This is a genomic window from Vibrio sp. QJM3NY_27 (assembly GCF_057785955.1).
On the sequence record NZ_CM173512.1, the window covers coordinates 1,495,227 to 1,509,775 of the forward strand.

Annotated in this window: 13 protein-coding genes and 1 pseudogene; 4 read left to right on the forward strand and 10 right to left on the reverse strand. The window is 41.6% G+C overall.

Going from position 1 to position 14,549, the window contains the following annotated elements; all coding sequences use genetic code 11:
- Window positions 1-103: 103 nt before the first annotated feature.
- The 6 genes and pseudogenes from AC3CIA_RS22215 to AC3CIA_RS22240 form a co-directional block, all read right to left on the reverse strand.
- Window positions 104-856 carry a DUF481 domain-containing protein gene (locus tag AC3CIA_RS22215; RefSeq protein ID WP_102512069.1) on the reverse strand — a complete coding sequence of 251 codons (753 nt, stop codon included), beginning with the start codon at window positions 854-856 and terminating at the stop codon, window positions 104-106.
- Window positions 857-1,047: 191 nt separating this feature from the next.
- Window positions 1,048-1,944 (reverse strand): hypothetical protein, encoded by an 897-nt coding sequence (locus AC3CIA_RS22220; protein ID WP_488519087.1) that lies wholly within the window; start codon window positions 1,942-1,944, stop codon window positions 1,048-1,050.
- A 231-nt stretch (window positions 1,945-2,175) separates the two neighbouring features.
- A pseudogene (locus tag AC3CIA_RS22225) lies at window positions 2,176-2,307 on the reverse strand (transcriptional regulator); the annotation flags it as partial.
- A gap of 30 nt (window positions 2,308-2,337) precedes the next feature.
- The gene (locus tag AC3CIA_RS22230) at window positions 2,338-2,628 is read right to left on the reverse strand and encodes a putative quinol monooxygenase (protein ID WP_488519088.1); all 291 of its coding nucleotides are present in this window, start codon (window positions 2,626-2,628) and stop codon (window positions 2,338-2,340) included.
- Window positions 2,629-2,809: 181 nt separating this feature from the next.
- The gene (locus tag AC3CIA_RS22235; protein ID WP_488519089.1) at window positions 2,810-4,231 is read right to left on the reverse strand and encodes an endonuclease/exonuclease/phosphatase family protein; all 1,422 of its coding nucleotides are present in this window, start codon (window positions 4,229-4,231) and stop codon (window positions 2,810-2,812) included.
- Window positions 4,232-4,510: 279 nt separating this feature from the next.
- Window positions 4,511-5,653 (reverse strand): acyl-CoA desaturase, encoded by a 1,143-nt coding sequence (locus AC3CIA_RS22240; RefSeq protein WP_004731281.1) that lies wholly within the window; start codon window positions 5,651-5,653, stop codon window positions 4,511-4,513.
- A 166-nt stretch (window positions 5,654-5,819) separates the two neighbouring features.
- On the opposite strand from AC3CIA_RS22240, the gene AC3CIA_RS22245 reads away from it, so the two are divergent.
- Window positions 5,820-6,365 (forward strand): GNAT family N-acetyltransferase, encoded by a 546-nt coding sequence (locus tag AC3CIA_RS22245; protein WP_004731280.1) that lies wholly within the window; start codon window positions 5,820-5,822, stop codon window positions 6,363-6,365.
- Window positions 6,366-6,516: 151 nt separating this feature from the next.
- Here AC3CIA_RS22245 and AC3CIA_RS22250 read toward each other — a convergent pair whose 3' ends face one another.
- From AC3CIA_RS22250 to AC3CIA_RS22265, 4 genes are all read right to left on the reverse strand, one after another.
- On the reverse strand, window positions 6,517-7,542 hold the full coding sequence (locus AC3CIA_RS22250) for a GGDEF domain-containing protein (RefSeq protein WP_171329618.1): 1,026 nt from the start codon (window positions 7,540-7,542) through the stop codon (window positions 6,517-6,519).
- Between the two features lie 284 nt (window positions 7,543-7,826).
- Window positions 7,827-8,762: a ribosome biogenesis GTPase YlqF gene (gene ylqF / locus AC3CIA_RS22255; RefSeq protein ID WP_054545545.1), complete on the reverse strand. Its 936-nt coding sequence runs from the start codon at window positions 8,760-8,762 to the stop codon at window positions 7,827-7,829.
- Between the two features lie 216 nt (window positions 8,763-8,978).
- Window positions 8,979-9,974 (reverse strand): DUF2955 domain-containing protein, encoded by a 996-nt coding sequence (locus tag AC3CIA_RS22260; RefSeq protein WP_488519090.1) that lies wholly within the window; start codon window positions 9,972-9,974, stop codon window positions 8,979-8,981.
- Window positions 9,964-11,070 (reverse strand): HlyD family secretion protein, encoded by a 1,107-nt coding sequence (locus tag AC3CIA_RS22265; protein WP_114635278.1) that lies wholly within the window; start codon window positions 11,068-11,070, stop codon window positions 9,964-9,966. The genes AC3CIA_RS22260 and AC3CIA_RS22265 overlap by 11 nt, the downstream gene beginning before the upstream one ends.
- A gap of 355 nt (window positions 11,071-11,425) precedes the next feature.
- On the opposite strand from AC3CIA_RS22265, the gene AC3CIA_RS22270 reads away from it, so the two are divergent.
- The 3 genes from AC3CIA_RS22270 to AC3CIA_RS22280 all read left to right on the forward strand — a co-directional run bounded on the left by AC3CIA_RS22270 (window position 11,426) and on the right by AC3CIA_RS22280 (window position 14,514).
- Window positions 11,426-11,746: a hypothetical protein gene (locus AC3CIA_RS22270; protein WP_474357312.1), complete on the forward strand. Its 321-nt coding sequence runs from the start codon at window positions 11,426-11,428 to the stop codon at window positions 11,744-11,746.
- 115 nt (window positions 11,747-11,861) lie between these two features.
- Window positions 11,862-12,872, forward strand: a complete 1,011-nt coding sequence (locus tag AC3CIA_RS22275) for a helix-turn-helix domain-containing protein (protein WP_171313408.1) — start codon at window positions 11,862-11,864, stop codon at window positions 12,870-12,872.
- 196 nt (window positions 12,873-13,068) lie between these two features.
- Window positions 13,069-14,514, forward strand: a complete 1,446-nt coding sequence (locus AC3CIA_RS22280) for a pyridoxal phosphate-dependent decarboxylase family protein (RefSeq protein ID WP_474357314.1) — start codon at window positions 13,069-13,071, stop codon at window positions 14,512-14,514.
- The last annotated feature ends 35 nt before the right edge of the window (window positions 14,515-14,549 follow it).

Consider the following 14,549-nt stretch of genomic DNA (forward strand, 5'->3'; position numbering starts at 1 on the left):
TTAAGTTTAAGTTTAAGTTTAAGTTAAATACTTCAAGGCCCTCGTTGTGAGGGCCTTTTGCTATAGGGGTTTCTAGATTAAGCGAAATGAGCGGTGCGGACGGTTAGAAATCGTAGTTTAGATTCATTGAACTGTAGATTTCAGCGTTACTTTGGTCTGACGCAACGGTGGTGTTGTAAATGTATTCGGTATCAAAAGTTAGCGCCAAATTGCCCATCAAAATATTTTTCAGATAGCCTTTCAAGTTGTAGTTGGTGTTCTCTTCACCGTAAGCCATGTTAGCCGTCGCCCCCATAGAAAACGTTTCTGTTAGGGTTAATGACCCATCAATATTGGCATTGACGATCAGTTCATAGTTCTCTTTGTTTGGAAACTCTTCATCAGAAGACTGTCGTTTACTGATTCGGTAACCCGGACCGGCAGATCCTTGGAGTTTGATTCTTTCAGTATCATAAAAGTGGCGACCCAGTCCTGTAGCTGTTATGAATTGCTTACGATAAGTACCAAAGTGGTCGTGTTCAAAACGTGTTGTGGCGACCAAATAGGTTATTTCGTTCAGGTCATAGCTAATGCCATAGTTGGTGGTATAACGATTAGTACCATCTTCATCATTTTCAGCATCGGTATAGTAGGTGTCGAACTGAACTCGCTGCCCCCAGTTCTCTTTTTTGTATCCAACAGAGATTCCAGAGTTGATCGACAAAGATGAACTGGTGTTTTGCGAGTAGATAAACCCAAGCTTAGTCAGGGTTGTAAAAGGAGATTCTTCAGCTTCTTCTTTTAACTCAGAACCTTCGCTTAATACGACGTCGCCTTCGAGTACCACTTCATCAACCTCTTCGGCAAATACGGGCATAGAGATAGCGATTAGAACTATAGGTAGCTTTGCTAGGGAATGTGTGTATGAAACTGTGCTTGTTAATGGGCGCATTGTTTGTGAGGTAGTGTGTGTCGACATAATGGTTAGGTATATAAAGTGATTTAACACGACCAACCAAGGGTTAGTCGTGATGAGTAGTCAATGATTGAACCGTAAGGTCGAGCGAGTTACGACGCGATAGGCAAAGGCGAGAAGATGGTTTTGATCGCAGAAAACCCGTTGCCTCTATGAGGGTTGAAATCTTCGATATGAACAAAGAATTCAAGGATCTCAGAGGGCTTGTCATCTTCAATCAATAAGAATTCCAGTAACCCTTTTTCGATATGACACGAAAGAATGGTTTCATTGGAATGGTCTGCTGAGATTTGTTCAACATTGATCACGACGCTTGTCTCGGGTAAGACATTGAAAGAGTCCTGCGCACATTTAAGAATACAGCTACACACATACTCACGATATAAGGCGTTGCTTTCTGAAAGGGATAGAGTCTCTAACTTTACTTCGCCTTGGCACAGTACCTTTTTCTCTTTAGGAATCACGTTGTGCTTATTAACCTGAATGTTGATTTCTAACAGGTGACCATTCTTGTAGGTATTAAAGTTGTGGTTTATCAGCTTGGTGTCGACTACAGCGGCGTTTATAGGGTTCTGTTGCGCTTCTGAAAGGGCAGAAAGCTTGGCGCGACTATCGTTGTTTAAAATGCCTTTCGACAACTGATTACCTTTGGCCCAGTAGCTGTAGTGTTGAACCCAACTTACAAACTCAGTTTTGTATTGTTCGATGTCTTTTTCGGCGGCACGCTCAATATTGTTGGTCAGGGTGTACAACTTCGACTTGCTGCCCAACAGCATATCTAGCCAGTTAGGCTTGTACTCATCGAGTGCTTCCATGGCTTTGACTTTATGATCGAATCGGACCGTTGGCATTGCCGGCGCAGGTTCCATCGCAATCGACTCCCAATTCATTTTTGGGGTCGGAATGGTATGCACGGATTGGATTAAGTGGAGGTGCTGATTGAATAAGCTCACTTCGCTTACAGCGTCCTCAAGTTGTTTGGTATTCATCTACATTCCTGTCGACTGTTGTTCTTGTCATTTGGCGCTTAGTTTATGTTCAAAGTGCGCGAACAGTATTTAAATGAACGTGAATGATCTTTTGTGAGGTTGCTTGATATTGGTTTAGGAATATTTTGGGGAGAAAGTTAGGTTTATGATTGAGATAACAGCATAGAAACACAGAGAACAGGCGCTCTCTGTGTTGGTCATATTACGACTATAGAAACTCGCTGATGAGTATTATCTCTGGCGTCTTGCGACCAAAGTAAATCGGTAATCGTTAGACGTGAAGTAGTTACGGCTGTATTCAAACACCGTATTATTGGCAAGGTAACCACGAGTGCGCTTTTCAATAATCGGTTGAGCAGGGTTTGTCATTTATATCAGTGCTGCATTGGCTAGTTAGGCTATGTGCGTCATTTTATTAAGCACGAAGGTTTCAATACAACCTTCAGTCGCAGCTACATACTCTGCAATGTGTTGGCTCGCTAAGTGTTTCTCTAGATGAGCTTCAGACTCCCAGTTCTCATGAAAAACGAAGTGAGCAGGGTTACTGTTATCTTGGTGCAGATCGTAGTTAATACAGCCATCTTCAACACGGGTTTTATCGATCAATTTAATCATCTCTGATTTAACAAGCTCAGTTTTGTCTTCTTTAGTGACGATCGTTGCAATAATAGTCAGTTTGCTCATTCTTTATCCTCAGTGTTCCACTCGGTAAGTGTAATTAATATAAGCAGTTGAATGAGAGGGGTAAAGATTGGCTAGATCCAATTACTATGGATACTTTAATCCATAATTAAAGCCAGTCTCTTTAATAAAAAATGCCCGACTATAATAGTCGGACATGGATGATAGAGTTTATTCGAAAGTATTAGTTGTTGATTTCTGCTTTAATCCAAACCATACGGTGGTCAGAAGATATGTCCTTACCGTTTCCGTAATTACCTACACGTTCGTCATTCATTAATAGACGGCCGTCTTCGAACGTTGCTGGCCAGTAAATACCAGAGTCTGAAATCGTTAGGTTTTCTGATGGTACAACATGATCAAGGCGTAGTCCGCTCGTGCTGGTCACTTGACCAGGGTATGGAGTATCCCAGTTTGCTTCTTTACATTCGCCAAGAGCTAGACATTCTGGGCCACCAAGGCTGGCAGGTGCTAATGGACCGAACGTCGCTAACCGATTAACTTTGTCGTGGTCCATCAGTGCCTTGATTGCTGTCAAATCACCATCACCTTTAAGAGGGTCAGCGTTAAGGTCGCCCATAACAACGAATTTAGCGTCTGTACTTAATCCGCCAGTCACGCCTTTATCGTCGTACATGTAGCTTTGACCATCGATGTAATCGACCCAGAAATTAACTTCATCTGCATTTTGAACCTTGTTCTTACCCGTGTCGAAAATAGGTGGCGTTGGGTGAGACATAAGTAGGTGAATCGTCTCTGAGGTACCGTCTTCTTGAGGGATTAGGATTGGTGCATCAACGTGGTTTTTAGAAGAAAGGCGAACTTCTGCCCACTCTTCAGCAGTATACCAGTCGTCACCACACTCCATGCCATCTGGGATAGGGTTCCAAGAATCGTTACAGTTGGTGATAGTTGGCATGGTAGCCGAAGGCATATCGCTCCATTTGAACTTTTGGAAAGTACGAATGTTGTCGTGATCAATTTCATACATAGACATTAGAGCGAACGCATATTGTCCGTGGTAGGTACCAAAGCCCCATGCATCGCCTGGTAGTTGCCCCGGATTACCGTCATTATCTAGGTCAAAACCAAATTCGTTTAAAAGGCCAGTGTTGGTCGCGAAGTTGGCAAAGTACTGGAATACGATTGGATCTAACTGAGTGCCGTCTTGATCAAAGCTATTTGAATTTTGAGATACAGATAGGTAGTTCAAGCGGAAACCGACAAGAGCATCGTTATTTTCAGCTGTACCATCGTTGTTAAACTCCGCCATCATGATTACTTCTGGGCGTTCAGTCTGGATGATTGCAGCTACGTTACGAATCTGGATTACTTTAAGAGCGGTGGCTTTGGCTTCTTCAGACAAAGTATCATTTTCCCAGCCTTCAACCAATGCGTCTTGCTCTGGCTTAGTCAGTTTCATTTCAGCTACAAGATCTTCGTAGGTATAACGGTCAAAAGACAGGTTGAATACGGCGATTTTAGCTTCTGTAGAAGATGGTACGGTTGGTTCTTGAGGGTAGTAGTTATTAGTTGTTTCGTCACCGCAACCAAATAAAAAGGAAGTAGAAATTGCAAGGGCCAGGGATGATTTTAACATTTTCATAAAGTGGGTCCGCTATTTGCTGAAAGAAATTTGGGACGCGCATATTATGAGATGGACATCATTCTATAAGTGATACTTGTCACAGGTAGAGCCCCAAGGTGACATCTTGTTGCATTGAAAATGTGACATTTGGAACTAGTATCTTTTATTAGAATAAAGACTTAAAATTCATGGGTTTAATTAGAGCTGTGAATTAAAAAAGCCCTCATAGCAATATGAGGGCTTTTGAATAAGAATCAAACAGCGTTGTTATTGGCGTGTTAAGTGTATTATTTGCCCTTAAGCATATTGTTCCACCGTCATCGCCCAATTTTTCTTCTGCTGTTCAAAATTCATTTTGATTTGTTGGTAACGAACCTTAAGTACTGAGTGTTCGTACTTTTTCACAACGTCTTCGCGTTTACTTTCAATTAGCTGCTTTTTGACTTCGTAGTATTCGTTCATGTTTGATACAAGCGCATCGAACTCTTGTTGAAGCTTTTCCGCGATTTGTTGCTTATCGGCACGGTGCATGATTTTTTGCTGCGTGCGCTTTAATAACATTGATGCTTCTGCCTTTTCAATACGAGCTTGTGGTGTTTTCTTAAGCTTGCTTGCTAAGCCCATTAAAGAAGCACTCTTAATCAACCATTTTGTTGGATCGTATTGCCACCAGTAGATGCCGTTACGGTAGTCGTTCTCAAAGATGTGGTGGAAGTTGTGGTAGCCTTCGCCAAAAGTGAGTACCGCTAGCACACCGTTGTCACGCGCTGTATTTTTGTCGGTAAAAGGTTGGCTACCCCAGATGTGAGCAAGAGAGTTAATGAAGAATGTGGTGTGGTGGTTGAGGACCAAACGAACTGCACCCACAATTAACAACATGCCAAGCACGTCACCGTAAATTACACCTAATGCGATTGGAACACCGAAGTTCATAAGTAATGCTAATAAAACGTAATGCTTGTGCTGCCACATAACAATCTTATCTTTTTTTAGGTCGCGACAATTTTCGTAATCTGTGTACATTGCAGTGTTGTAATTACGAATCATCCAGCCTATGTGCGAATACCAAAAGCCACGCTTTGCTGAGTATGGGTCTTTGTCGTTGTTATCGACATGCTTGTGGTGCACACGGTGATCAGAAGACCAGTGTAGCGCGCTGTTTTGTAGAGCAAATGCGCCACCTAATGCAAATAGAAATCTTAGGCTTGAATGCGCTTCAAATGCTTTGTGCGACCATAAGCGGTGATAACCCGTCGTGATAGAAAGGTTACAGAACGTAAAACAGATCGCTAGCCATATCCAGTGCTCCATACCATAGCCAAAAAAGTAGCCATAAACGGGAGCCGCGACAACAGCTAACAGCATGCTAAAAGAGAATACAAAAATATTGAGCCAGATTAGTGGTGGCTTTTTTGTTGATGGTTTATCGGCACTATTCATTAGTAAATTTCCATTGAGCTTACATCTGTTCGCTAGAATATCAGCGTACACGTGTAAGTCAATATTGAAAGTGTAAACGTGTATTAGTATGTTTTGCTTAAATATTGTATAAAGGTAGTGTGAAATGTAGTAGCAAGTCATAAATGGAAGTACTAAGGGCTAATAAATGGAAATTAAGGTAGCTGAATATAAAGATTATGAGCGGATTGCCCAATTACACGCGGATAGCTGGAAGCTATATTACCGTGGCATTCTTGCTGATGATTACCTAGAAAATGATGTTCTGGAGGACAGATCTGTTATTTGGCAGACTCGTTTGATTAATCCTCCTTTCAACCAACATGTTTTATTGCTTGAAGAAGGCGGTTTACTGGTTGGTTTCGTCTGCGCGTTTGGTAATCACAACTTTGAACGTGGCACGTTCATTGATGCGTTACACGTAGACAATAATTACCACGGTCGTGGTGTTGGCAAGCGTCTATTGTCTGAATTATCAAAGTGGTTGCAGCAATACTATTCTGATTCGGGGCTTTACCTAGAGGTGATGTCTGAGAACCACCAAGCGATTGCTTTTTATCAGGCAATTGGTGGCAAAGAAGAACTAGAGCAAGTTTGGAACGCACCATGTGGCAGCCAAGTGAATGAAAAAGTGATTTCTTGGAGCTCTCCCGTTGAACTTGAACAGAAAACAGCGAGCGTTGTGTATTCTTAGTAGCTTCTTATTTAAGTAACTATAATTACTGAAGTCACTTTAAAGCCGAAGAACGAAGACAAAAGCCCCGAGCATTCAATTGTTCGGGGCTTTTTTGATTGGATTAATGGTCGTTATAATGAATCGCTAACGCGCGTGAAATACTGTGTGATTAATCACTCCATGTGATCTTATTTCTACCGCTTTTCTTCGAAATGTAGAGTGCTTGATCGGCATCGTCGATAAGTTGTTCGACAGAGCCGAGAGCCTGTGACGCATGTTTCACACCGATTGAAATCGTTACTTCTAACCGAAGGAGAGAAGGAGATCCTAATAGGGAGTTAACTAGCGATTCAATTGAAGCCTCAGTTTCTCCTTGGACCATCACTAAAAACTCTTCACCGCCGTATCGAAAGCAGTTACTGCTGGTTGGTAGCCTTTTTTGAATCTCATCGGCCAGTTCTTTGATCACCATATCACCCATTTGGTGGCCGTAGGTGTCGTTAATCGATTTGAAATGATCAATATCTATCATGATCGATGTAATGGACAACTGACGGTCTATGCTTGGTTCGATCACCTGATGAAGATAAAGGCGGTTGTAGCAACCCGTTAGCGCATCTTGATAAGAAAGGGCTTCAAACATATTAGATTGCTTGCGAAGTTGAATCGCTTGTTTGCGCAGTTGTTCGGATTGAGCAAAACGTTTGTGTACTTCTAAGTCTCGCCTTATACAGGCCGCTGAGATTAGGATGTAAGCTGAAATATAAACGGAAATTGTTTCGATCTCATGCTTTGGCTCTGCCTCATAAAGTATTGGAGCAAGGCCGATGAGATAAGCCAAAAACATAAACGACAGAGTAGTGATGCTGTATTTAGCAGACAGTCTTGAAAAGGTTCCGATGTAGATCATTACGAGAATGATGCCACCTTGGTAATCGAAATTGTTCAACTCAATAGCGAGTCGACCTACATAGACCAAGAAAAGCGAGCTAATTACAAGGAAGGTACTTTCTACGAGTTCTAAAACGTTGGGTTTATTTGTAATGCAGTATCTGGCGACGGCCATCATCAATAGAAAAAGTATGACTCGGAAAATGATAGGGGTTACGCACTCTGTACCAAAGTGGATGTAGTCGGTAACAATGAAAGCACAGAATATTGAGATTGGAATGTAGATGAAATTTATATACGGCAAATAAATTTCATTATCGAAATAGGTTTTAAATCTTTGATTCTTGAACCCAGAATAAGAGCGCATTGAGAAACTAACCGAGATTGATACACAATAATTTGCGTAGTATGTCACAGTCTTTGGGATTGTAAATGACCGTTTCTATAGATTTGTCAGTATGTTAGCTAGATCAACAAACGGTAGAACGCAATATTCACGCCCTATTATCGATAGAGCGTGAATATATTAGAGGTTGGTGTAAGACTGGTTAACAGAAACTAATGCAGATTAACAAAAACTAATAGCGATTAGCGCTTGTTCTTCAAGTAACGTTTACGGCGCTCTTCTTTCTTCTTAATCTGTTGCTCAGCTTTCAGCGCAGCCGCTTCTTCTACTTCAACCAATTCTTTGGTAATCATCTCTGGTAGTTCTAGCGTTACTTTACCTAAAGTACCGTTGCGAAGTTCGTGAAGTAGGATTTCCGAACACTTGTGAATGTCTATATGACCACCTGCACGAAGTGCACCGCGTTTACGACCAATCGCTTCCATCAACTCGATGTCAGACTCTGGCAGCTCTTCAATTTGGTAGCGTTCTTGTAGAAGGTGAGGGTACTGTTTCGCTAGGTACTCGACTGTGTAGAAGGCCACTTCATCGTATTCCATTGCCGTATCTTTCACCGCGCCGGTAGCGGCTAAACGGAAACCACTGTGTGGATTTTCTACTTTAGGCCAAAGGATCCCTGGAGTGTCTGAAAGGATCACGCCGTTTTGCAGGTTGATACGTTGTTGGCGACGAGTTACCGCAGGTTGGTTACCCGTTACCGCAATCGTACGTCCAGCCAAGCAGTTGATGATGGTCGATTTACCCACGTTCGGGATACCCATAATCATCGTTCGGATGTTCTTACCCATTTGTTCACGGTGCGGTGCTAGTTTACGAACTAGTTCCATGACGTGGTTAACTTCTTCTTTTACGCTGGTGGTAATCGCAATCGCTTTAACGCCTTGCTCTTTCTCGAAATGTTCAATCCAACGTTCAGTAAGCTCAGGATCGGCAAGATCGCGCTTGTTCAACACTTTTACACAAGGCTTATCGCCGCGCAGTGAAGAGATCATTGGGTTTTCACTACTGAACGGGATACGAGCGTCCAGTACTTCGATGATCACATCAACCTGTGGGATAACTTCTTCGATTTCTTTGCGGGCTTTATGCATGTGACCCGGAAACCATTGAATAGACATAGAGATAAACCTTGATAAATATATTTGCTGCACATTGTAAGGGTTCGCTAGGGCGTGTAAAGCGCTATGTTGTACCTGAAGCTATGTCTTTACGGTGTTATCTAGGGGCTGTGGCTGTCACATGACTAGATATGGCAGGAGTTTCCCAGCCATTTAACAACACCTAGTAACAATGGATGAGATTGTACGAACGACTGAAAGTTGATTTTTGACGGGTTATTTCCTAGTTCGTGACTCTAAGAAATAGGTCATAAATACCATGTATAGCAAGACTAAAAATAGCTGGAAAATACGAACGTAAAACTTGTCATCCAACGCGCCGCTGCTTATTGATGTTCCCATAAGTACATTGAATCCGGTAAAGGCCGTAATATATATAGGCGCCTTTTGTGGAACGGTATAAATCTTTATTCCGAAAAGCGCAATGACACTGAGTACAACCATCATATATACATACATATTAGGTGCTAAAGATATGATGAGAAAAGTGACGAATGAAATCAGGCCTGCGAGGATGTTACTTACTGTGAAAGATAACGCGGTCTTACCGGACGTTTCGCTGCTTGCCATTAACGATAATAACATTACAAATGCAACGGTAAGCAGTATCTGTGAAAGTTGGAAATAGAAGTAAAAGCATACGAGTGGAAATGAAATCACCCATGCGCGTATAGCGGCTGTCCATCGCATTTCTTTGGTAAGTGGAGATACGGGAAAGCCAACAAAGTCCGTCTTCTCTTCTTCGGGAAAATAAACGTGTGAAAGGGCATACAAAGCGACGGCCAAAGTGCCTGAAAACGCAAAACCGATTCCTACATTCAGCGCGGATGCTTGATCGATTATCGTTATAGATGGAAGTAATATCAGTTCGATCATTAAGAATGTTGCGAACATGACCCATTTAGGGTCGGTAAATAAATAGTATGCCCAAAGCATCCCGAGTGTGAGTATAGAAAGAAAGGCAATTTTATACTCAGGTAGTCCCGTTGATACTACGAATCCAATTACAGCGGTGGATAGAAGCGCATAGGCCAACTGTTTGACATGGAGAATATGAAATTGAGGTTTATCAGTGATAAATTTTGCGGTCAGAAGTGGCGTACAAAAAGCTAATGGCCAGTTAAACCATAGTGCAAGGAATGTTGCCAAGCCGACTGTCGTGACGTAGCGAAAAATACTACGCTCTTGTGCTTGTTCTATTTTATCGAACATAAGAGAACAAGCTCACTACGTTAATCCAGAATTTTCCTAGTAGGTTGAATAGAGTGTTTTCGCCAGTATAAACGATGACATCTGCTTGGCCTCCAATTCGCATTGATTGGATCGCTGATGGTTCGTTTATTTTGATCGTAACTGGAATACGTTGTGTGTCTCTTAACCATCCATTTTGGTTTTGTACACTCGCAAGGTCGCCAAGTTGTTCGTTTTTACCCCATGTGACTCCCAGGTCGATTGAAGAAACTGTGCCTTTGAACGTAGTGCCTGGAGCAAGATCTAATGCGATTTCAACATCATCGCCTGGCTTTATGTTACCGAGACTATTCTCTCGAAAATAAGCTTCAAGCCATAAATTGTCGCTTTCGACGAAGGTGACTAATGGAGAGCCTGAAGAAGCGTATGAACCTTCTGATAAATTCAAGTTGGTTACCGCACCATCTGAAGGCGCTGATAGGGTTGTGCGCGATAAGTCTAATTGGGCTTTTTGTAATTCAAGTAGTGCTGATTGTATTTGTGCATTTTCCTCTCCCTCTGAACCCACTTGAGCTTTAGCTTTTTCTAGATTAGCGTGAGCGTTCATGACCTCAGCATTAGCTTTATCAATCGTGGCACGTGTTGTATCTGCATCTGACTTTGATACAACCCCTTTGTCTGCCATCGCTAATACTCGTTGACCCTGACGCCGAGCATTTTGTTGTGCAACTAACGATGTCGTGAGTTGTGCTTGAGCGGAAATAATACTGGCCATTTGCGCCCCAACTTGCTGCCCGGCTATCTTCAATTTTGCTTCTGCTTGTTTAACGGCTATCTCATAGTCGGTAGAGACAATTTTGAGCAACACGTCATTTTTCTCTACTTTAGTGTTTGCTGTAATATTAATTTGTTCTATTAAACCTGATACTTGTGGTTTTAAGGAAATGACGTTGCCTTCAACTCTAACGTTGTCGGTAGTTGGAATAATCCTGTCTGAAACTACAGCGATACCAATAGAAAGTATGGTGAATGCCAACAGACTGTTTGTCGCTATTTTTACTTTATTGATTGGTTTCTTTTTTTGCGTTTCAGTGCCGATTTTTTTTATTTCTGACATGTGAGGCTCTCAATTTAAGATTCTGATATGTAGGGAGTTAGGTGTTCTACTCCCATCAATGAACCATCACGTTATTAATGAGAGAGTGAACTATTTTTAAGATAAAAATAAGATCAAATATCTTGATTTAATGGCCATGTCGTGACATCGGTTTTTTTATTTTCGTGATGAAATTGAAACATATGCTAGGCAGAGTCAAATCAGTATTAATTAAATTGGTTATTTTTGATGTGTCACCAAATGGCAAGCATGACGTTAGATGAATGATTAACATGGATTTTGAACATTAATTGCAGCCAATTAAGAGGTTCGAGAACTGCAATTGAAACAAGATTAACGTTAAAGGGTACTGGATATGAAACTGATAAAGATTCTCGCATTCTCTATGATTGTGTTGATTTCCAACGTGTATGCAATCACAGATGCCAGTAAGATTGGCGCAAACTCAGGTGCTATGAATTACTGCTACGATAACTTTTCTGACCCTAGCCAAAATTCGAAATATAAAATTCTCAAACTGAAAACCTATGAAAAGTACCGAGATCTACTTAGTGATGAACGTGCAAGAGCGTTATTAATGAAAAGGGCTGCAGAAGGTGGCGATTATTTAGGAGACCCTCTGGATAAGAGTCGATGCAATAGCCTACGAAAGGTGCTTTATATTAAATATAACTAAATAGTATGAATCTAACCCCTTATTTGATTTGCCAAGTAAGGGGTTTTCTAATTCTTAGGCACGACTGTCAACATATCAAACGAGAAACATCTAATTATAAAGAAGGTCCTAACGTATGGCGTTACCGAATAGAGGAGTACCACTTGTTCGCACAGATTGTGTTCATGACCTGGCTGAACTCTTTAGTGAAAGAGATATTAATGTTTATTCTTTGATTACTGGTGTTAAAGCACCGGTTGACATACAAAGATGTGAATTCCCGTTTATACCTGAGACTGTTTTACTCAACATAATCAGAATGTTTGGTGAAAGTGTTTCGTTGGACACATTTGTGACTCGTGTTTGGTTAATGTGTAAGAACACCTATATACCGGGCGTGATTGCTCAGTTGGTTAAAGCAAGGGAGGGCACTGTAAAAGAAGCGCTAGAAGAATTCTGTGAAATCATTCGATATTACTCAAGCGGAGTTAAAATATCGTTAAAGCTCCATAATGATTGTTACTGGTTAGTTCGCGAAAAAGAGGGTGCGACACAAGACTGGTTTAAGTACGCGGAAATATTCTCGTTCATTTTCCTGGATGAGTTGATAACAGCTTTGACAAAACACAACAGCAAAGAAAAGTATGTGACAATTGTCAGCCCACATACGGAGTGCTTTTTTGAATGCTCACAGTTAGCACATGTTCAGTTTTTTACACTCCGCTCAGTCACAGGTATTCGTCTAAATAACAAAATTTTGAGTCAAAAAGTTAACTTAATAAAAAATTCAGGAAGAGAGGTCATAGATCGAGAAGGTATACCTAGTGATTTTTTGTGCTCATTCAAACATGCCATGCAACCATATTTGTCGATGGGAAAGTTACCCATATCAACGGCTGCGAACATACTGGGAATGAGTCCTAGGACTATCCAGAGGCGCTTATTCGGCGCAAGTGTAACTTATCGCGAAGTATTGGATGATCTTATTCTAAATGAAGTTCAGGTTCGGCTGAAGTACTCGGACGACTCAATAACGTCAATAGCAACCAATATCGGGTATGGTGAATCTGCTAACTTCACTCGTTTCTTTAAACGCAAAACAGGGTTTACTCCTTCACAGTTCCGCAGCCAACATCAAGGGTTATAGTTTTCTGTCAGTGAGGGGTAATTATATGATTGACTCAAAACTCTATACATTGATTAGAAAAGTTCGTCTTTGGTTTCTCGTTTTTGTGCTGGATATATGAACTTTATTAAATCGCATTCCCGTGGCGCGATATGACAATTCCTAAACGCTCTGATCCAATAACATTATTGGGTAGACAACAAATAGAGGAATCATCATGTCACACCGTTTTAATGAATATCGCTTACCACTTGAAAGCTCTCTCAAACATGCAGTTTCTTACCTAGAGTCTTTAGCAGATAGACCGGTAGACAAAGGTACAACCTCACAAGCGTTACGTGAAGCTATCGGCGGGGATTTACCATTGCGACCAACAGACCCATCACAAGTGATTAATGACATGGTAAAGAATGTCGATGCTGGTTTAATGGCATCTGGTGGTGCACGTTTCTTTGGGTACGCGATTGGCAGTTCATTTCCCGCTTCACTAGCAGCCGATTGGCTCGTGAGTGCTTGGGACCAAAATGTGCCTTATTACGTTTCTAGCCCTGCTATGTCTGTTGTTGAAGAAACAGCTGCAGAGTGGATGGTTGAGCTACTAGGTTTAAATAAAGGTACGGCGGTAGGTTTCACTTCTGGTGCTCAAGAAGCGATTTACACCGGTTTGATTACAGCCCGCAATACACTGCTTGAACGCGCTGGTTGGGATGTGGTGACAAAAGGCTTGTTTGGAGCTCCTCGTATTAACGTTGTTGTCAGCGATCAAATTCATTCAACGATCAAGCGCGCGCTATCCATGATTGGCATTGGTCTTGAAACGATTGTCAAAGTACCAACTGACGATAACTTACGTATTATCTCAGATAACTTAAAAGAAATTATTTCAGGCTTAGAAGGCCCAACGCTTGTTTGCGCTCAAGCTGGCTGTATTGATTCCGGTGCTTTCGACCCATTTAATGAGTTGGCTGATGCTGTCGAGAACCACGGCAACGCGTGGCTTCACGTAGATGGTGCAATTGGTTTATGGGCTGCCGCAAGTGATAAACAAAAGTATTTATTAGCAGGTATTGAACGCGCAGATTCTATTGATACTGACGGGCATAAATGGTTCAACATGCCGTATGACAGTGGAATGATCATCGTAAAAGATGCAGCGGCACTATCTAAAGCGATGGGCGGTAGTAACATGGGTGACTACCTTAATGATGCAATGGAAAAACCAGATCGAAATGCGATTAATTTTGGTATTTCTGCATCAAGAAGAGCACGTGGCGTTCCTGTGTATGCAGCGTTCAAATCATTAGGCAAAGAAGGGATTGTTGAACACATTGATCGTTGTACTGAGTTAGCTCAGCGTATGGCGAATAAGCTTTCATCCGTGCAAGGTATTACGATTTTGAATGATGTTATTTCTAATCGTTTCTCAGCACAATTTGGTGAAGGCGATGACACTTACCGCAATGAACTAACAGATCGAGTAGTTCACCGTTTACAGGAAGAGGGAACATTATATCCATCAACTTCGGGTTACAAAGGTTTGAAGACGATGCTGTTCTCTGTTCTGAGCTGCCATACTTCGACTGAAGACATCGACCTATCTGCTGAGAAGATTGTTGAAGCATACCTGACGGAGAAAGAATTTATGGATAATGGAGCTTCTTAATTCATCCCTTAGGGAGTAAGTCCCAATTGAATATT